This window comes from Chryseobacterium sp. Tr-659 (assembly GCF_011752975.1).
GTDB lineage: Bacteria > Bacteroidota > Bacteroidia > Flavobacteriales > Weeksellaceae > Chryseobacterium.
The window spans coordinates 41,325-60,083 of sequence record NZ_VWWP01000002.1; the positions used below are offsets into that span (position 1 = coordinate 41,325).

The following is an 18,759-nucleotide window of genomic DNA, read 5'->3' on the forward strand; positions in this document are numbered from 1 at the left end:
ATTGAAAAACAAAAGAGGAGCGGTCTTCCTGCCATTATTTTATCAGAAATAAGAAAAGCAATGGAAATCTGAACGTAACATTCGGTGTAAAAACAAATTGATGATGTTTGTTAAAAACTCCTCCCGATTATTTTTTTCTTTGTTGTATGTATTTATTATATTTGTAGAAACTTATTTTATAAATCTATGAAATTTATTATTTCAAGTGGTGAACTGCAGAAGGCTTTGCAAACTGTAAGTGGCGTAATATCAAGCTCTCAATCGAGACCGATTTTAGAAAACTATCTTTTTGAATTAGACGGAAATAATGTGACCATTACAGCATCTGACGGTGAGACGACTCTTGTTACTTCTCTGGAAGTAAAGTCTGATGACTCAGGTAAATTTGCTGTTCCTGCTAAAATTTTTCAGGATTTTATCAAGACCTATGGCGAACAGCCTTTAACATTTGTGGTAAAAGACAATGCGGAAGGAACAGGAAGCCAGCTTGAGATTTTAGATGAAAAAGATAATTTCGCAGTAGCATTAGATAATGCTGATGACTATCCTGAGCTTCCGGAATTTGACGCTTCACAAAGTGTAACAATGCCGGCTGGAGTTTTGTCTGAAGCTTTAACCAATACATTATTCGCAACAAGTAATGATTCTCTTCGTCCGGTAATGACAGGGGTGCTTTTCCAGTTTGGAGAAAACGAAACCAACTTCGTTTCTACAGACTCCCACAGATTAGTGGTGTACAAAAGAGCAGACCTTATGAATGCCGAGCCAATGGAGTTTATCATGCCTAAAAAACCTTTGAATATTTTCAAAAATATCCTGGCAAGCTCCAATGAAGATGTGAAAATCGACTTCAATGAGAATATGGCTAAATTTACTTTTGATAAGCACATCTGGATCTGTAGACTGATTGATGGGAAATATCCTAACTATACAGCAGTAATTCCAAAAGAAAACCCAAATGTATTGACGATCAACAGAAACCTTTTGTTGGGAGCTATTAAGAGAGCCTCTATCATGTCAAACAAGTCTACCAACCAGGTAAGATTTAAGCTTTCCGGAAACATTCTTCATCTTCATGCAGAAGACACAGAATATGCAAACAAAGCAGACATGCAGATTCCTTGTGATTACAACGGAGAAGATATCAATATCGGATTCAGTTCTAAATTCTTAACTGAAATGCTTACGATCTTAGGTTCTGATGATATCACAATGAAAATGTCTCAACCTAACAGACCAGGGATCATTGAACCTCTTGACGGTCTTGAAGAAAACGAAAACATCTTAATGTTATCAATGCCGGTAATCGGATTATAAGATTAACAATAAAATAAATAAAAGCCGGAGTTTTCCGGCTTTTATTCTTTATAGGAATTTCAAAACTGGTGAAATATTTCGAACCGTTTAAAACATTAATTTCACTAATTGTCTTCACAAACATCACAATTAGGAGTTGTATAAATCGTACCATTTGTGTTTTAAAATCAGAACTTATTTCTCATCTGTATTTTAAATAAGCTTATAAAATTGTATCATTTGTCTTTAAATAAGTTGATTTCAGATTTTTGCAGTAAAGCTTTTTTTAGCATCTTTAGATTATGGAAATAAAAATACAGAATTATCATACTTCAGATCTTCTTTCAGATTTTTCCACTGAAAACTATAGTGTTGTATTATGGAAAGGTTCTGGGATTTACTCTGTGGATGATATCAATTATTCCTATTACGGATACAATATTTTGTTCCTCTCTCCTTATCAGAAATTAAAGCTTGCTTCGGAGTCTGATGAAAATATCCATATCCTTTTCTTTCATGGAGATTTTTACTGCATAGAATATCATAAAGAAGAAGTAGCCTGCAACGGGCTTCTTTTCAATAATATTTATCTGAATCCCGGGATAGAAATTACAAAAGAGAACTATGAATATATCCTTGAGCTTTTTAATCATATCAAAAAAGAAGAATCTGAAAAGCATCAGTTCTCGGAATCGATCATCAAAACCTATATACAGCTGATTCTGGCCATTGGAAGTAAACAGAAAAGCAGTATTGAAAACAGTATGGCTTCTAACGATAAACTTCCGAATAAAAATGCTGCAGAATTTCAAAAACTACTGGAAGCACATTTTAAAAGTCAGAAGGAACTGTCATTTTACAGTGATAAGCTGAGTATAACCAACAATGCGTTGAGTAAAGCAGTAAAAAAAGAATTTACCAAGACCCCAACGCAGCTTATTAATGAAAGAATTATTTTGGAATCTAAAAAATTATTGCATTTGACATATCGTTCTGTGAAAGAAATTGCTTCGGAACTAGGATTTGCGGATGAATTTTATTTCAGCAGGTATTTCAAAAAATCAGTAGGCTGTTCGCCGAAAAAATACAGGGAAAAAGTAGGGATCTCTGTGGTGGCGAAAATATCCATGTAATGTCCTCAAATATCTATGGTAAGGCTTCATGCATGTGAATACTTTTGTAAAAAATAAACATATGCAGAACAGTAGATTATACAACAGCTTGTTAAGATTCGATTCTTATTTTTTCAATTTCCTTAGAATTTCAATTTTTATTGTGATGGCCTGGATTGGCGGGCTTAAAGCATTCCAGTACGAAGCTGATGGAATTGTTCCCTTTGTTGCTAATAGTCCTTTAATGAGCTTCTTTTATAAAAATGCAGGCAATAAAGTAATGAATGAAGATCAAAAACTGGTTTCAGAATATACACTTTATAAAAATCCGGAAGGAAAAGTAGTAAAGAAAAATATTGAATGGCATGCAGAAAACAGAACCTATACCTTTTCTTATGGGTTGGGTACAATGATTGTTGTTATCGGATTTTTGGTGCTATCAGGAATTTGGTTCCCTAAAATTGGAGCTGTTGGGGGAGCTTTAACATTTTTAATGTCATTGGTTACCTTATCCTTTTTGATTACAACCCCTGAAGTATACGTTCCCAATTTAGGAGGGGATTATCCTACACCGCAGTATGGCTTCCCCTATCTGTCCGGCGCAGGGCGACTGGTATTGAAAGATATTATCATGATGGCTGGTGGATTGGTTCTCTTCTCTGACAGCTTGAAAAAGGTAATCACATCGTCCGGCAGATAAACCGCTATCGGATTGATTCTCCTGAATTTATTTTAATAGTGAGATAATAACGGTTGTTAGGAGATTTTTTCTATCCGCGAAAGATGAGTTAACTAAAATTAATTATCTTAAAATTGTTTCTAAATTTCGCTATTTCTCAAAAAAACACGACATTTGTACCGTGAAATTTTACGTGAAAACTTACGTGAAAATCCAAATAAAAATTTCAAAATAGAGAAGAAGGAGCCATAGGTTTCATCTGACCAATTAAAAAAGTAGATAGATAAACAAATGAAAATATCAAACAACTGGCTGAAGGACTTTGTAAAAACGGAATTGAAAACTGAAAGAATCGGTGAATTCCTTACAGATATAGGTCTTGAGGTTGAAGGGATAGATAAATTTGAAAGCGTAAGAGGCAGCCTGGAAGGTATTGTAGTAGGTAAAGTATTAACCTGCGAAAAGCATCCGAATGCTGACAAACTGAAAAAGACAACAGTAGACGTAGGAAACGGAAAAGTGCTGAACATTGTTTGCGGTGCTCCTAACGTAGAAGCAGGACAAACAGTTCCTGTAGCAGTTGTTGGTACAAAAATCTATGACAAAACCGGAAACTTTTTTGAAATTAAAGAAGCAAAGATCAGAGGAGAAGTTTCTCAGGGAATGATCTGTGCAGAAGATGAGCTTGGCCTTAGCGAAGATCACGGAGGTATTATGGTGTTGGATGAAACAAAATATGAAGTAGGAAAAGACTTTGCAGATTATTTTGAGTTAACCAATGATGAGGTTTTTGAAATTGGACTGACACCGAACAGAACCGATGCAATGTCTCACTATGGAGTTGCAAGAGATCTGCACGCTTATCTTTCTACCAATCAACAGAAATCTCAGTTTAATAAAGTAGCTTCTGAAGTTTTAAATAATGAAGGTAGCCACGATTTTACACTGGAGATTGAAGATGCTGAATTATGCCCAAGATATATCGGAGCTGTTATAGAAGATGTAAAAGTAGCAGAATCTCCATCTTGGTTAAAAGACAGACTGAAAGCAATCGGATTAAGCCCGATTAATAACGTTGTAGATATTACCAACTACATTCTTCACGGTTACGGACAACCGCTTCACGCATTTGATGCAGATAAAATTGCAGACAAAAAAGTAAAAGTAGGAGTCGTAAAACCAGGAACTAAATTTACAACTCTTGACGGGGTGGAAAGAACATTGAACGGTTCTGAAATCATGATCAAAGACGGTAAAGATAACCCAATGTGTATTGCCGGAGTTTTCGGTGGTGAGAACTCAGGAGTCGCTGAAACTACAAAGACCGTATTCCTTGAAAGCGCTTATTTTAACCCGGTTGCGGTAAGAAAAGGAGCAAAAGCACACAGTTTGAATACAGATGCTTCTTTCAGATTTGAAAGAGGAGTAGATCCGAATCTTACAAGAACGGCTATTACTCATGCTATCAAATTGATTCAGGAAATTGCAGAAGGTAAACTGGTAGGAGATTTATTGGAAGAATATCCTAAGAAAATTGAAGATCATTATGTGATTTTGAGATTCTCAAAAATTGAACAGATCTTAGGAACAAAAATTCACAGAGAGAAAGTAAAAGAAATTTTAAAAGCGTTGGAAATTCAGGTGTTAAACGAAATTCCTAATGGTTTTGAGATCTCTGTTCCTGCATACAGAGCAGATGTAACAAGAGAAATTGATGTTATTGAAGAAATCTTAAGAATCTACGGATACAATAAGATTGATGCTCCACAGAAAATTTCATTTACTCCGGTGAAGCTAAGTGCAAATGATCAGGATGAACTGGAAAACAGCTGGGCAAGAGCATTACAAAGTCTTGGTTTCAATGAAGTAATGAATAATTCATTAACTTCTGTAAAAGATGAAACAGATGCGGTAAAACTATTGAATCCTTTAAGCAATGATCTGGCATTCATGAGAAAGTCTTTATTGGAAGGACTTCTTCAGAATACCGTTTATAATATCAACAGAAAGAATCAGGATATCAAATTCTTTGAATTCGGAAAGATCTATCACAAGAAAGATAAATACGAAGAAAGAAAGCAGTTGGCGATTCTTATTTCAGGAAGAGATGTTGCGGAAAACTGGCTTCAGCCTAAATCTGCGGTAAGTTTTTATAACCTTAAAGCCTATGTAAAAGTTTTATTGGAAAGGCTTGCGGTTAGTTATAAAGAAGTGGCTTTATCTGACGAGAGATTCTCTGATGCACTGGTATATGAAGCAGATGGAAAAGCCTTGGTAAGAATAGGGAAGGTAGCTCCTGCTTTATTGAAAGACTTTGATATTGATCAGGACTGTTTCTATGCGGAAATTGAACTGGAATTGGCTCAGAAATTACGCTCTGAAAACGAACTGAAATTCAAAGACATTCCGAAATTCAATAAAATCAGAAGAGACTTGGCCTTATTGATTGATAAGAATGTAAATTATCAGGATCTTTATCAGACTGCTAAGAAAAACAAGTCTCCGTTCATTAAGAGCGTTAATCTGTTTGACGTGTATGAAGGAAAGAATCTTCCTGAAGGGAAAAAGTCTTATGCTATGAGCTTTGAGCTTTTAAATGAAGAAAAAACACTGGAGGAAAAAGAAATCACCGAAGTGATGGATTCTTTGATCAAATCTTTCCAGAAAGAATTCAACGCAGAGTTGAGATCGTAATAAGTGAAAATATTTATTTTTATTATAATTGAAACGGACTTAAAAAAGTCCGTTTTTTATTTTTAATTAATTTTATAAAAATGTACAAATAAGTTTCGGCTAGAGCAATTTGAATATTGTTTTTAGATAAACGGGCTAAAGTCCGTTCTTATTGAATGATTCTCTAAATATTCTGCCTCGTCTCTTCATCACTCCGCGGGAGTTTCAGCAAGCTTTCACCCTTAAAAACATCTCGGGAAAATATTAAAAATACCATCTGTTAAAGAATAATAAAATTCACTGTAACCCGTTTAAATAATATAAATTCCGTAAATTTGGGTTAATTCAAAAAGAAAAAAATGAAAAATCTTTTTTTAAGTATATGTACAGCAGCAGTATTGGCTTCATGTGGATCTATGACAAGCCCGTCTGCGTCTAAAGTAGGAAAAGCCCAGCCGGCTCTTGCCAACACAAAATGGACATTGGCTGACAATGTAAAAGGTAAAATTCCTACATTGAATATTGAAGGGGAAAAGATCACTGGAAATGCTGGTTGCAACAATTACTTCGGAACGGCTAAAATAGACCCGGCTACCGGAGCATTTGAAGCTGGACAAATGGGAGCTACAAAAATGATGTGTAATAACATCGGGGTAGAGCAGAACTTCATGGATATGATGGGAAAAGCTAATAAATATGTGATTTCCGGAAATACCTTAGAACTTTATAAAGACAATCTTTTATTATTGAAATTCAATAAATCAGAATAAAAAAACAAAAGGAACTCCTTGGAGTTCCTTTTTTATGTTTAGAGTGTTATTAATCTTCCTCTTCTTCGTCGTACTTAGCCAGCTCCTCATCGCACCATTTAAATGCTGCTTCTACTACTTTCGTAGCCTCATCTGCCATCGTTTCTTCATCATCACCCTCAAGATCATCTAACCACTCAACTTCTTCTTCCTCAACGTTTAAGATAAATCTTGGATATTCTGTATGAACCACGAATAGATCCTCTGGAAATTCCGAATTATCTGCTAATAAAAACTTTGGTAATTTCATTTTTTTAATGTTTTAACTTTCTCAAAGATAAATAAAATTATTGACTTAAAATGAGTTCAAAAACATTTTTGAAACTTTTTCAGCTTTTTTACTTTCAGAATAATCATAGAACCCTTCCCCTGATTTTACTCCAAGTTTTCCGGCTGTCACCATGTTTACAAGCAATGGGTTTGGAGCGTACTTAGGATTTTTGAATCCGTCATACATTACATTGAGAATAGCAAGGCATACATCAAGGCCAATAAAGTCTGCCAGTTGAAGCGGCCCCATTGGATGAGCCATTCCTAATTTCATTACCGTATCAATTTCTTCTACACCTGCTACACCATTATAAAGAGTTTCAATAGATTCATTAATCATAGGCATTAAGATTCTGTTGGCAACAAAACCAGGGTAGTCATTTACCTCTACAGGAACTTTTCCTAAAGTTTTGCTCATCTCATAGATGGAGTCGAAAGTTTCTTTGGAAGTAGAATATCCTTTGATGATTTCTACCAGCTTCATAATAGGAACCGGGTTCATAAAGTGCATTCCGATTACTTTGTCTGCTCTTTTCGTAGCAGCAGCAATTTTAGTAATGGAAATAGATGAAGTATTGGTTGCCAGGATACAGCCTGCAGGTGCCAATTCATCCATTTGGCCGAAAATCTTTAATTTAAGATCAAGGTTCTCCGTTGCAGCTTCTACAATTAAGTCTGCACTTCCCACTGCATCATTAAGTGCGGTAAAAGTAGTGATGTTTCCTAAAGTTTCAGCTTTTTGCTCCTCAGTAAGGTTTCCCTTTGCAATTATTCTGTCAAGATTGGTAGTAATGGTTTTCAAACCTCTGTCCAAAGCTTCCTGAGACACATCTACAAGATTTACTTTAAACCCGCTTTGTGCGAAAGTATGTGCAATACCATTCCCCATGGTTCCTGCTCCGATAACTACAATGTTTTTGATCATTTTCGTTTATTTTTTATAGATAGTTAAATTTTTTGCATCCGTAAGATCCGATTGAGAAACAATAATTTCCGGATCGAAATTCACATTTCCTTTATTGGGCTGCTGCTTGTTGTTATTTTGGTTGGATACTGTAGCCATAAGCCCTCTTATAAGCCTGCTTTTTTGATTTTTTGAAAGGAAATCCGTCCCGATATACAATTTGTATTCACCCTCTCTTCCCAATCTGCTTTGCATCAGTATTTCAAGGCTTTTGACCCGGTTTTTCCTTTTAAATTCTTTCAGATAACTTACCACCGGTTTTTCAGATGGAGGACCACAGCATATGCTGGCATAGCCAACTTCTAAATAATTTTGATTCTTCTGTGAATAAAAGAATGCAAAAGAAAAAAGAGCGGCTGTTATTATTATTTTTTTCATTTTAAATCGGTTTAAAAATAAGCTTAAAATTTTACTTATTAAAATAATCCCACACAGTCTTTGAAATGTCTGAAATCATTTTACAGTTGTCAGCTTCCGTTTCCATTGAATTACTGACAAATACAGCTATTGCATAATGCTTGCCATTGGGTAGTGTAATGATTCCGATTTCGTTTTCAGCCCCTGTTAAACCTTCTTTATTCTTTCCGGAAGATCCCGTTTTTCTGGCGACGGGCGTGTTTTTAGGAAGCTGTTCTATTATTTTGTTTAATCCCGTAGAAGTGGATAACATCACTTTCATCAGATAATTAGTGGATTTTTTCGACAATAATTTTCCGTCATAGAATTTTCTCATCACATCAACTGCTGACTTTGTTGTACTGAAGTTTTCATATTGAATATTCCAGGCTTTGTGCATTTCTTCCTCATTATACTTAATCTGAAAATCTTTGACTCCTTTAGAGTCCGTAAATTTCTGAACAACTTGTGTTCCTCCCAATAGTTTCAGGAGAATATCACATCCATTATTATCACTTTTGGCAACAGTATATTCAATCACCTCGCTTAATGGGATTCCTACATTTCCGTCAGGATATTTATCGCGGAGCGGAGACCATGTATTTTCCAGCAGATTTGATTTATTTAATGGGATTTTTTGGTCTAATGATAGTTTCCCATGGTCTACAGCATTCAAAACTGCTGCAGCAATATGAAATTTGAATACACTCTGCATCGGAAGCTTTTTATCCGCATCTCTGTTATAAGTAAATCCATTTTCAAATCCGGAGACGGAAATTCCTACGGTTGCTTTTTTATTTTTCAGAATTGAACTTATTTTTTGTTCCAATGCTGAGGTCTGAGCCAATGTAAATGCAGAGATCAGAATAAAAAGAAATGCTGTTTTTCTCATAAAGATAGAATTAAAAAACTCCCGTTTGAATATCAAATGGGAGCTGCAATTTAAGATAATTATCGCTATTTTAGTTCAAAATAATTCAGGTTTAAACCATCATTCTCAAAAAGAATTCTGATCTTGTTTTCTCCTTTCGTAAAATGAATATTTTTTACAAAACCCATATTCCAGATTTCATTTCCTCCTGTAGCATTTACTAAAACCGATGCTAGAACCTTTCCGGCAGATGTTACAATTTTGATCCTGGAATCTTTAATGGAAGAATATCTGATATTAAAAATATAATTTCTCTCTTCCGGAATGTTGAGCGTATACTGAAGCCATTCGCCGGCTTCGGTTTTGCCAACATAATACTGATTGGTTATTGTGTCATTACACTGATATATATCTACACCATCATTTCTCATCTGCTGGCCAGAGTTCCACTCTGATCTTTTGGCAGGATCACTTACCCAAAGGTTAACGAAATCTTGATCCTGATAAGCACTTCCTATTCTCCCGAGATCATATTCCGAGGCAAAAACTCTTCCCGGAATCTGATGATCCTTAAACGGTTTGGTAGAATCATCCGTAACCTGTCTGAACATAGCATCAATAACGTCGGTTTTGATTTCCACATTATTGAATTTGTAATGATCGGCAATCTGCATCAATGCTTTTGTAGCATATTCTTTAGAAGGCTTTTCGCCTCCGTTTTTCCAGTATTGCAATAACTTTTCATACTCCGGAGTGGTTTTCACATTCGCAATTCCTGCAATATTATCAATCTTTTTCATAGGCCAGAAGGCATACCCGATATTATGCTTATCCAGAAGCTGAATCAATTCAGTAAACCATACATTGGAATTCTCGCCGGTTTCCCCGAGCCATATCGGCATATTGTGTTTCTCTCTCAGATCCAATGCTGCTTTTATGGTTTGATCATCATTGTAATTCCAATATTTATGAAAACTGAAGGCCATATTATCATCCCAGATCGGAATCAATCCGTTATAATTATTTCCCCAGCCATTTCCTTCAATAAAAATAATATGCTTTTTGTCCACTTCCCGGATAGCTGCAGTTATATCTTTTTGCAGTTTCCAAAGCGGTGCATTAGACATTTCATCCGTTCCATTCGGATTTTTTCCTGTAAAATTAATATTGGGTTCATTGATAAGGTCATAACCTCCAATCCACGGACTGTCTTTATACCGCTCTGCTAACTTTTTCCAAAGGGCAATTGTTTTTTTCTGGTTTTCTTCATTTTCCCAAAGTGAAGGTTTTGATTTGTCGTTATCAGAGATGTTCACATCATTTCCCTGCCCGCCGGGTGCCGCATGAAGATCAAGAATAAGATATATTTTATTGGCCGCACACCATTGAAGAAGATCATCAGTCATTTTAAAACCTTCCTCTATCCAGGTATTTTTACCTTTTACAGGCTCTTTTTCAATAGGAAGAGTATAAAGATTATAATGCATAGGAAGCCTTATAGAATTGAATCCTGCTTTTGCCAGAAAATCGATGTCTTGTTTAGTAATTCCATTTTTAAGGTAAGCTTTATAAAAGGTATTCATTCCGTTTTCCCCAATCAGCTCCTTTATTTTTTCTTTGATTTTGTATTGAGGTCCTGCAAAATCAGCTGTTTTCAGCATATAGCCTTCCTGAAGCATCCAGCCTCCCAAACCAAGCCCTCTTAATTGAATGTTTTCACCCTTGTCATTAATAATTTTCTTTCCTGAGGTCTTTAATAATTGTGATGTCCCAAATTGAGACAATAATAAGGCGGATAATAAAATGGCTCTTTTCATAATTGTTTTGATTTTAAATAGTGGGGGAGATTTAGAATGTATTCATAATTAATGGCATATCACGATAAGAGTCTGTACTCAGACTGTTCATTCTGGTGAAAATCCATGGTGTATATAAAACAAAATATTTCAACTGCTTATTGAATTGTTGTTCAAATATATTGTTTTTTTATTTTGAAAAGAGATTTTTATTAACGAATCAATAAATTTTAATTTTTATGATGCAATTCTTAAAGCTGGAAAGTAGTAATTAATGCAAAATCATTCTTTTGAATTTAAAAATGAATGACAGCTCTTATCAGAAGGAATATATCTTATAAAAAATGCTATCCTATAACCATTTTTCTTTTGATTATAAGATAGCATTGTAATCATTATCGCTATAAGACAGCGTATATTTTATTTTGGGTTAATCAAATTCATGATTTCTAAGGCTACTTTTAATGCTTCAGTTCCGTCTTCAAGAGATACTTCAACATTTTTATCACCTGTGATTGCATCAGCAAAAGAATTTAACTCATCCAGAATCGCATTATTAGGTTGAATATTCGGATATTCAAAAAGGATCTGATTTTTCTCTCCATCTGCATTTTCAATAATCATATCAAAAGGAGTAGGATTTTCAGGAGCGTCTTTCATTCTGATTACTTCAGCTTTTTTCTCAAGGAAATCAACAGAGATATAAGCATCCTTCTGGAAGAATCTGCTTTTTCTCATAGCCTTCATAGAGATTCTGGAAGTGGTAAGGTTGGCTACACATCCGTTTTCAAACTCTATTCTTGCATTGGCAATATCCGGAGTTTTGCTTACCACACAAACTCCACTTGCGTGAATGTTTTTAACTTTGGATTTTGCCATGCTCAAGAGAATATCAAGGTCATGAATCATCAGGTCCAATACCACGGAAACATCCGTACCACGGGGATTAAATTCTGCCAGCCTGTGAATCTCAATGAACATCGGACTGTTGATATATTCTTTTGTAGCAATGAAAGCAGGATTATATCTTTCAACATGTCCTACCTGCGCTTTAATTCCGTTTTCCTGGCATAAGCGAAGGATTTCTTCTGCCTGCTCAAGGGTTTGGGTAACCGGTTTTTCAATAAAGAAATGAAGACCTTTTTCTATCGCTTTTAAAGCATAATCGTAATGATAGATTGTCGGAGTGACAATATCCAGCATATCGATTTGATCCAGCAATTCATCAAAATTTTCAAAATATTTATATCCGAATTCGGCCTCTAATTTCTTTCCGTTTTCAACATCTTTATCATGGAAACCTACAAACTCGTATCTATCTGACTGATTAAGAAGTTTTAAATGTATTTTTCCCAAGTGTCCGGCACCTACCAAACCTGCTTTTAACATACCTGTATTAAATTTTTGTAAAGATAAGAAAGAAGTTAGATTGTAGAAGTAGTTTTTGTGGATAATTCTTTTCCCTAATTCCTGAAATCTAAAATCTAATTTCTTACTTTTGTCGGATGCAGGATTCGTTTGTACATAAAGGAAAAAGAAAGATTTTAGTTGAATACCTTCGACACAGAATTGGAATTTCGGATGAAAATGTACTTTCGGCAATGAGTGAAGTTCCGAGACATCTCTTCATCGAAAGTATTTTTGAAGATTTTGCCTATGAAGACAGGGCTTTCCCAATTCTGGCACATCAGACCATTTCCCATCCTTCTACGGTAGCGGAACAATCTGAGCTGTTACAGGTAAGCGCAGGAGAGAAAGTACTGGAAATTGGAACAGGATGCGGGTATCAAACTGCTGTTTTAATGGCAATGAAGGCTCATGTATACACCGTGGAAAGGCAAAAAGACCTGTTTGATTTTTCAAAAAAGAAGCTGAGAGAGCTTCATCTGTATCCTAAGTTTCAAAGCTTTGGAGATGGTTTTGCCGGACTTCCGACATTTGCGCCCTTTGATAAGATTATTGTAACCTGTGGAGCCTCTACTTTGCCTACAGAATTATTAAAGCAATTAAGAGTCGGCGGGAAAATGGTTATTCCATTAGGTCCTACCGATGAGCAGGTGTTGTACAGATTCACGAAAGTAGGTCCTACAGAATTTGAAAAAGAAGAATTCGGGGCATATAAATTTGTTCCTATGCTGGGAAATACCAATCAGTAAAACAAACCAGATATAGAAATCTAACGGAATTGGTGGACGTGCCGGTCTCAAACACCAGTGCTATAAGCAACTTTTCGATCAAAAAAAAACTTAAAATAATTAGACTTTTGTGATTGCTTAGTGATAGAAGAGCCTACTTTTAAGAGATTCTTTTATACTTTAAAATTATCCGAAATTTAAAATATTAAACTCTGTTTCGGAATGAAAATTGATGGAATTAAGACCCTCACTATTGAAATTTCCATTAAGGAAAGTGATATAGATTTTGAATATACCACTCAGATGAAAAGAAATAATTTTTAATATTAAAGTTCAATAACCTTACTTTTGCGAGTGAGGTTTTTCATTTAACAAAACAATGCAGGTAATGAAAGTTTTTATCAATAAAAGAATTCCGGAAACAGGAATTGCCATGTTAGAAAAAGCAGGACTGGAAATACTATTCCCCGAAAACGAAAACCTTTCTTACGAAGAATGGCTGAACTATTGTAAAAATACAGATACAATTCTGAATATAGGCGCAGATTTTAAATATGACAAAAACTTCTTTGAAGCTTGTCCTAATGTTAAAGCCATTGCCTTGTATTCCGTGGGATTTGATCATGTTGATATCAAAGAAGCAAGTGAAAGGAACATTCCGATTGGAAATACGCCTGATGTTTTAAGCAGAGCAACATCCGATACTGCATTTTTGTTGATGCAGTCGGTGGCAAGAAGAGCAAGTTATAACTTTCAGAAAGTAAGAGATGGAAAATGGAGCACTTTCGATCCCTTACATGCTTTAGGGCAGGAACTTTACGGGAAAACACTAGGGATTTTCGGATTAGGGCGTATTGGGTATGAAATGGCGGAAAAATCAAAGAATGCTTTTGGAATGAACATCATTTATCATAACCGCCGTCATAATGAAGAAGCAGAAAAAGAACTTGGAGCGGCTTATGTATCTTTCGAAGAGCTGATTGAAAATTCTGACGTATTAAGTGTTCATGCTAATTTTACACCGGAACATAAAGACCTGTTCAATAGTTCCGTATTTGAAAAGATGAAGCCCAATGCAATTTTTGTCAATACAGCAAGAGGTGGTTTTCATAACCAGAAAGATCTGTATCAGGCTTTGGTTGATCAAAAAATATGGGGTGCCGGCCTGGATGTAACCCATCCGGAACCAATGCAGGTAGATGATCCTATTTTAGAACTTTCAACAGTCTGTATCCTTCCACATATTGGCTCAGCAACAATTGAAGCCCGCAATGGAATGGCAAGACTCGCGGCCGGAAATATTATCGCTTTTTCAAAAGGTGAAAAGATGCCCCATTGTGCTAATCCTGAAGTTTATTCTCCCATTTTATAATAACTTGGAATTATTTTTGTTTTAACTTTATAAATCTAAAACCTTAATATCATGGCACCAGAGAAAAATAGTAATGAGCAAAACAGGAGGTTAGAACAAATGAATTATAATCCCAACGAAGATATATTCAAAAGAGAAAAGCATATCCCGCTTGATGGAGACGGAAACCCGATTATGGATGAAGATTTTGATGAAGATAAAATTGATAAGGGCCTCGATATTCCCGGAGCTGAAGACGATGATGAAATGGAGGAAATAGGAGAAGAAGATGAAGAAAATAACTATTGGAGTCTCAGCGATAATGAAGATGACCACGAAGAGGAAAACGATGATGTGTTAACTTAAACTTTTACGATAAACAAAAACCAGCCTTATTGATTTTCAGTAAGGTTTTTTTGTAGTAAATAACGGCTGTTTGAGGTAAAGGCAATGGGAGGGAAATGGTGGTGTTTTATTTCAAATATAGTATTTAAAATAAGAGTGTTTTTGTTTTTTACTGTGAGTAAGCAAATCGGCTATTGTGCCCTTTCACCTTTATCGATTTCCCCCTTGCCTATATTTTCTAATTTGAATATCTTTAAAACTTCAAACATTGTTTAAAACATAGACCTTTAAATAGCAATATGACATTTCAAGAACAGATTCAGCAGGGGATTCCTAATCAGCTGCCACAACCGAAACCATACGAAACCAATATTAACCATGCTCCGAAGCGTAAAGAAATTTTAGGAGAAGAAGAGAAGAAACTGGCATTGAAAAATGCATTACGTTATTTCGATCCTAAGTTTCATGCAGAACTGATTCCTGAATTTAAGCAGGAATTGGAGGATTATGGAAGAATTTATATGTACCGTTTCAGACCAGATTATGAAATGAAGGCGAGACCAATTACAGATTATCCTGGGAAATCTGAGCAGGCAAAAGCAATCATGCTGATGATCCAGAATAACCTGGATTATGCTGTGGCTCAGCACCCTCATGAACTGATTACATATGGTGGAAATGGAGCTGTATTTTCGAACTGGGCACAGTATCTGCTAACGATGAAATATCTGTCGGAAATGAGCAATGAGCAAACTCTGGTTATGTATTCGGGACATCCTATGGGGTTGTTCCCGTCTCATAAAGATGCTCCAAGAGTAGTGGTTACTAATGGTATGATGATTCCGAATTATTCAAAACCGGATGATTGGGAGAAATTCAATGCATTGGGCGTTACGCAATATGGACAGATGACGGCAGGAAGTTATATGTATATCGGTCCGCAGGGGATTGTTCACGGAACAACAATTACTGCTTTAAATGCTTTCAGAAAAATTAAGAAAGAGCCGCAAGGAGGTCTTTTTGTAACTTCAGGATTAGGAGGAATGAGTGGAGCTCAGCCAAAAGCAGGAAATATTGCAGGCTGTGTAACTGTATGTGCTGAGGTGAATCCAAAAATTACGAAAATCCGCCACGATCAGAAATGGGTAAATGAGATTCATGAAAATCTTGATGAACTGGTAAAAAGAGTAAGAGAAGCGCAGATTAACAAAGAAACTGTTTCTCTGGCTTATCTTGGAAATATTGTTGATGTTTGGGAGAAGTTCGATCAGGAGGATTTGAGAATTGATATCGGTTCAGATCAGACTTCCCTTCACAATCCTTGGGCTGGTGGCTACTATCCGGTAGGACAAACATTCGAAGAATCTAATACAATGATGGCAGAAAACCCTGAATTATTTAAAGAAAAAGTTCAGGAAACATTAAGAAGACATGCTGCAGCCATCAACAAACATACTGAAAAAGGAACTTATTTCTTTGATTACGGAAATGCCTTTTTATTGGAAGCTTCCAGAGCGGGAGCTGATGTAATGGCAGACAATCCTACATTGGGAAGAGAATTTAAATATCCGAGCTATGTTCAGGATATTATGGGACCTATGTGTTTTGATTATGGCTTCGGACCTTTCCGTTGGGTATGTACCAGTGGAACGCCGGAAGATCTGAAGAAAACGGATGATATTGCATGCGCTGTATTGGAAGAAATGGTTAAGAATTCTCCGGAAGAAATTCAACAGCAGATGAAAGACAATATCCAATGGATCAAAGGTGCTCAGGAAAATAAATTGGTTGTAGGTTCTCAGGCAAGAATCCTTTATGCAGATGCCGAAGGAAGAATGAAAATTGCAGAAGCCTTCAATAAAGCCATTAAAAATGGGGAAATCGGACCTGTAGTATTGGGTAGAGATCATCATGATGTTTCAGGAACAGATTCTCCTTACAGAGAGACTTCCAATATCTATGACGGCTCAAGATTTACCGCAGATATGGCAATCCACAATGTGATTGGTGACAGTTTCCGTGGTGCAACCTGGGTATCCATCCACAACGGTGGCGGAGTAGGCTGGGGAGAAGTTATCAACGGAGGTTTCGGAATGCTGCTGGATGGAAGTGATGATGCCGACAGAAGACTGAAATCTATGCTTTTCTGGGATGTGAACAACGGAATCTCAAGAAGAAGCTGGGCAAGAAATGAAGGCGCTGTTTTCGCCATTAAAAGAGCTATGGAAGCAGAACCGAATCTGAAAGTAACCCTTCCTAACCTCGTAGACGAAAATTTACTATAATACATAATATTCAACATTGGCAACTATCAACAAAAAACTTTTTTCACACCTTAATGTAGAGGATGATGACCCTGTATGGGAAAAGTTTGCTGAAGTTGGATTTTCAAAAAAAAACTTATTCCCGGACAATAGAGCCTATCTTGTAGAAGATGGGCTTGTCCGGAAATATTATATCAACAGCACATCGGATATCGATACCGAGATCTGTGCGGAGTTTTATTTTCCCGGTGATATTTTTACCGTTGAAGAAAAAGAATCTGATGCGGTTTACGAATCCATCAACAGCGGGCTGGCATGGGAAATTACCCTTGATGAGGTGAAAGACCTGTTTACTGTAAACCCGCGCTGCCGCTTCGTTCAGAATTATTATCTGAATAGAAAACTTAATGCAGCGATGAAAAGAGAAATGCTGCTCTTGAAAAATACGCCTCAGGATTTGTATGAGTATCTCTTAAAAAATAAACCTCATTATATCCAGAATATTCCCTTAAAATATCTCGCTTCATACATCGGGATTACTCCAATCTCTTTAAGCAGAATCAGAAAGAGGATTATGTAGTCTGTTGGATGAGGAGAACAAAAAAGCCGGAAGCTGGAAGAGGGGGAACTGGAGGTTGCCGTCACTCTTCATCTTTTCTATAGGTTTAATAACTAAATTGGTGAACCATTTCAAACAAAAAAAAGGTATAGCTGTTCTATCACCTCAATAACTCTCATCTTCCAACCCCAAAACAACTTCATTAATTATCTTTTGTTTATTGTCTTGCCTTCCATAACTCCCTTCCTTTGCTGAAAAAAAGAAAGAGTATGGAAATACAAAAATTAAACTGGGCAGGCATTCAATTAACTTCTAACAACAAAACTGTATTAATAGACGCAGCAGAAGACTTCTCTTACTACAAACCCGTTTTAGGAGATGCGGTGGAAGATCTTATTGTATTCTCGGATGATGTAAAAGCAGATTATATTCTGTTTACCCATTTACATCTGGATCATTTTGATAAAGGAGTGATTGGGAAATGTTTAAAGAAAGACGGTAAGCTGATTGTGTATGCGGGGCTGGAGCATTTGGTAAGAAAATTTGTAGAAGATGTTGAAATGATTGTTTTGGATCTGAATGAAACTTTTACTGAAAACAATATTACCTTCAAACCTGTATTTGCAATGGATGGAATAGGGGAAATACAATCATCCTGGATCGTGGAAGACGGAACTACCAAAATCTTTCACGGCGGAGATACAATCTGGCATAACCAATTCTGGGCACTTGGAAAGGAAAATCCAAACATTGATTATGCATTTTTACCTGTCAATGGTGTTGTGGTTAATTTTGAGATTATCGGGCTGGAATACAGTCCGGTTGCCGCTTCCCTTAATCTGAAAGAAGCCTTCACGGCAGCTCATCTTCTGCATGCTAAAAAGCTTGTGCCTATTCATTACGGGTTGTTTGCCCATGAGAAATGTTATATTCCTCAAGAGTTTAGTCAGGAGGATTTAAAGAACGTTTCAGAAGAAGTAGGGCAGGAATATCTGACTCTGAAGGACGGAGCCGTGTTGGCAAAATCTTAAATAATAGTACTCTGAAGAGATACGTAATTTAAAATTCAATAGGAACGGGCTTTAGCCCGTTTTTTTTGAGATGGATGCTATTGGATTTAGCCAAAACCTATTTAAAAGCTCCCATTATCATTCTTATAGATGTATAACATTATAAGACGATTTTAGATTCCACGCTTCACTTCGTTCCGCTCTGAATGACAAGCATTGCGTAATTTAA

17 protein-coding genes are annotated in these 18,759 nt (G+C 36.1%); 11 read left to right on the forward strand and 6 right to left on the reverse strand.

All coding sequences use genetic code 11. The features are described from left to right. The first annotated feature begins 186 nt into the window (after positions 1 to 186). From dnaN to F3J23_RS04440, 5 genes are all read left to right on the forward strand, one after another. Positions 187 to 1,317, forward strand: coding sequence for a DNA polymerase III subunit beta (dnaN, locus tag F3J23_RS04420; protein WP_123273779.1), 1,131 nt, complete (start codon positions 187 to 189; stop codon positions 1,315 to 1,317). A 281-nt stretch (positions 1,318 to 1,598) separates the two neighbouring features. After that, entirely contained in the window at positions 1,599 to 2,429 is an 831-nt protein-coding gene (locus F3J23_RS04425) for an AraC family transcriptional regulator (protein ID WP_167024732.1), read from the forward strand. A gap of 61 nt (positions 2,430 to 2,490) precedes the next feature. Beyond that, the gene (locus tag F3J23_RS04430; protein ID WP_167024735.1) at positions 2,491 to 3,108 is read left to right on the forward strand and encodes a DUF417 family protein; all 618 of its coding nucleotides are present in this window, start codon (positions 2,491 to 2,493) and stop codon (positions 3,106 to 3,108) included. Between the two features lie 270 nt (positions 3,109 to 3,378). Next, a complete protein-coding gene (gene pheT / locus F3J23_RS04435) occupies positions 3,379 to 5,781 on the forward strand; it encodes a phenylalanine--tRNA ligase subunit beta (RefSeq protein ID WP_167024738.1) in 2,403 nt (800 codons plus the stop codon). A 338-nt stretch (positions 5,782 to 6,119) separates the two neighbouring features. Further along, the gene (locus F3J23_RS04440) at positions 6,120 to 6,530 is read left to right on the forward strand and encodes an META domain-containing protein (RefSeq protein WP_167024742.1); all 411 of its coding nucleotides are present in this window, start codon (positions 6,120 to 6,122) and stop codon (positions 6,528 to 6,530) included. A 49-nt stretch (positions 6,531 to 6,579) separates the two neighbouring features. Here the strand turns inward: F3J23_RS04440 and F3J23_RS04445 are convergent, their stop codons facing one another. The 6 genes from F3J23_RS04445 to F3J23_RS04470 all read right to left on the reverse strand — a co-directional run bounded on the left by F3J23_RS04445 (position 6,580) and on the right by F3J23_RS04470 (position 12,255). Next, positions 6,580 to 6,819: a hypothetical protein gene (locus F3J23_RS04445; protein WP_002977986.1), complete on the reverse strand. Its 240-nt coding sequence runs from the start codon at positions 6,817 to 6,819 to the stop codon at positions 6,580 to 6,582. Between the two features lie 45 nt (positions 6,820 to 6,864). Then, positions 6,865 to 7,761, reverse strand: coding sequence for a 3-hydroxybutyryl-CoA dehydrogenase (locus tag F3J23_RS04450; RefSeq protein ID WP_185156435.1), 897 nt, complete (start codon positions 7,759 to 7,761; stop codon positions 6,865 to 6,867). A gap of 9 nt (positions 7,762 to 7,770) precedes the next feature. Further along, entirely contained in the window at positions 7,771 to 8,181 is a 411-nt protein-coding gene (locus F3J23_RS04455) for a hypothetical protein (RefSeq protein WP_167024749.1), read from the reverse strand. Between the two features lie 31 nt (positions 8,182 to 8,212). Then, on the reverse strand, positions 8,213 to 9,091 hold the full coding sequence (bla-A, locus tag F3J23_RS04460; protein WP_167024752.1) for a CGA/CIA family class A beta-lactamase: 879 nt from the start codon (positions 9,089 to 9,091) through the stop codon (positions 8,213 to 8,215). 65 nt (positions 9,092 to 9,156) lie between these two features. Beyond that, positions 9,157 to 10,887: a cellulase family glycosylhydrolase gene (locus F3J23_RS04465; RefSeq protein ID WP_167024755.1), complete on the reverse strand. Its 1,731-nt coding sequence runs from the start codon at positions 10,885 to 10,887 to the stop codon at positions 9,157 to 9,159. A 399-nt stretch (positions 10,888 to 11,286) separates the two neighbouring features. After that, positions 11,287 to 12,255 (reverse strand): Gfo/Idh/MocA family protein, encoded by a 969-nt coding sequence (locus F3J23_RS04470; protein WP_167024759.1) that lies wholly within the window; start codon positions 12,253 to 12,255, stop codon positions 11,287 to 11,289. 116 nt (positions 12,256 to 12,371) lie between these two features. Here F3J23_RS04470 and F3J23_RS04475 point away from each other — a divergent pair, with 116 nt between their 5' ends. From F3J23_RS04475 to F3J23_RS04500, 6 genes are all read left to right on the forward strand, one after another. Beyond that, positions 12,372 to 13,022, forward strand: a complete 651-nt coding sequence (locus F3J23_RS04475; protein ID WP_167024762.1) for a protein-L-isoaspartate(D-aspartate) O-methyltransferase — start codon at positions 12,372 to 12,374, stop codon at positions 13,020 to 13,022. A 367-nt stretch (positions 13,023 to 13,389) separates the two neighbouring features. Then, entirely contained in the window at positions 13,390 to 14,373 is a 984-nt protein-coding gene (locus F3J23_RS04480; protein WP_167024765.1) for a 2-hydroxyacid dehydrogenase, read from the forward strand. A 51-nt stretch (positions 14,374 to 14,424) separates the two neighbouring features. Beyond that, the gene (locus tag F3J23_RS04485) at positions 14,425 to 14,718 is read left to right on the forward strand and encodes a hypothetical protein (protein ID WP_167024768.1); all 294 of its coding nucleotides are present in this window, start codon (positions 14,425 to 14,427) and stop codon (positions 14,716 to 14,718) included. A 278-nt stretch (positions 14,719 to 14,996) separates the two neighbouring features. Continuing rightward, entirely contained in the window at positions 14,997 to 16,982 is a 1,986-nt protein-coding gene (locus tag F3J23_RS04490) for a urocanate hydratase (protein ID WP_167024771.1), read from the forward strand. 16 nt (positions 16,983 to 16,998) lie between these two features. Further along, positions 16,999 to 17,541 (forward strand): Crp/Fnr family transcriptional regulator, encoded by a 543-nt coding sequence (locus F3J23_RS04495; RefSeq protein WP_167024773.1) that lies wholly within the window; start codon positions 16,999 to 17,001, stop codon positions 17,539 to 17,541. A 248-nt stretch (positions 17,542 to 17,789) separates the two neighbouring features. Further along, positions 17,790 to 18,551 carry an MBL fold metallo-hydrolase gene (locus F3J23_RS04500; protein ID WP_167024777.1) on the forward strand — a complete coding sequence of 254 codons (762 nt, stop codon included), beginning with the start codon at positions 17,790 to 17,792 and terminating at the stop codon, positions 18,549 to 18,551. Positions 18,552 to 18,759: the final 208 nt, after the last annotated feature.

What these genes read in the sequence shown, in the direction of transcription:
- dnaN (WP_123273779.1), top strand. Translation starts at nt 187, where the DNA reads ATGAAATTTATTATTTCAAGTGGTGAACTGCAGAAGGCTTTGCAAACT.
- F3J23_RS04470 (WP_167024759.1), bottom strand. Translation starts at nt 12,255, where the DNA reads ATGTTAAAAGCAGGTTTGGTAGGTGCCGGACACTTGGGAAAAATACAT.
- F3J23_RS04425 (WP_167024732.1), top strand. Translation starts at nt 1,599, where the DNA reads ATGGAAATAAAAATACAGAATTATCATACTTCAGATCTTCTTTCAGAT.
- F3J23_RS04475 (WP_167024762.1), top strand. Translation starts at nt 12,372, where the DNA reads ATGCAGGATTCGTTTGTACATAAAGGAAAAAGAAAGATTTTAGTTGAA.
- F3J23_RS04480 (WP_167024765.1), top strand. Translation starts at nt 13,390, where the DNA reads ATGAAAGTTTTTATCAATAAAAGAATTCCGGAAACAGGAATTGCCATG.
- F3J23_RS04430 (WP_167024735.1), top strand. Translation starts at nt 2,491, where the DNA reads ATGCAGAACAGTAGATTATACAACAGCTTGTTAAGATTCGATTCTTAT.
- F3J23_RS04465 (WP_167024755.1), bottom strand. Translation starts at nt 10,887, where the DNA reads ATGAAAAGAGCCATTTTATTATCCGCCTTATTATTGTCTCAATTTGGG.
- F3J23_RS04445 (WP_002977986.1), bottom strand. Translation starts at nt 6,819, where the DNA reads ATGAAATTACCAAAGTTTTTATTAGCAGATAATTCGGAATTTCCAGAG.
- F3J23_RS04455 (WP_167024749.1), bottom strand. Translation starts at nt 8,181, where the DNA reads ATGAAAAAAATAATAATAACAGCCGCTCTTTTTTCTTTTGCATTCTTT.
- F3J23_RS04485 (WP_167024768.1), top strand. Translation starts at nt 14,425, where the DNA reads ATGGCACCAGAGAAAAATAGTAATGAGCAAAACAGGAGGTTAGAACAA.
- pheT (WP_167024738.1), top strand. Translation starts at nt 3,379, where the DNA reads ATGAAAATATCAAACAACTGGCTGAAGGACTTTGTAAAAACGGAATTG.
- bla-A (WP_167024752.1), bottom strand. Translation starts at nt 9,091, where the DNA reads ATGAGAAAAACAGCATTTCTTTTTATTCTGATCTCTGCATTTACATTG.
- F3J23_RS04500 (WP_167024777.1), top strand. Translation starts at nt 17,790, where the DNA reads ATGGAAATACAAAAATTAAACTGGGCAGGCATTCAATTAACTTCTAAC.
- F3J23_RS04440 (WP_167024742.1), top strand. Translation starts at nt 6,120, where the DNA reads ATGAAAAATCTTTTTTTAAGTATATGTACAGCAGCAGTATTGGCTTCA.
- F3J23_RS04490 (WP_167024771.1), top strand. Translation starts at nt 14,997, where the DNA reads ATGACATTTCAAGAACAGATTCAGCAGGGGATTCCTAATCAGCTGCCA.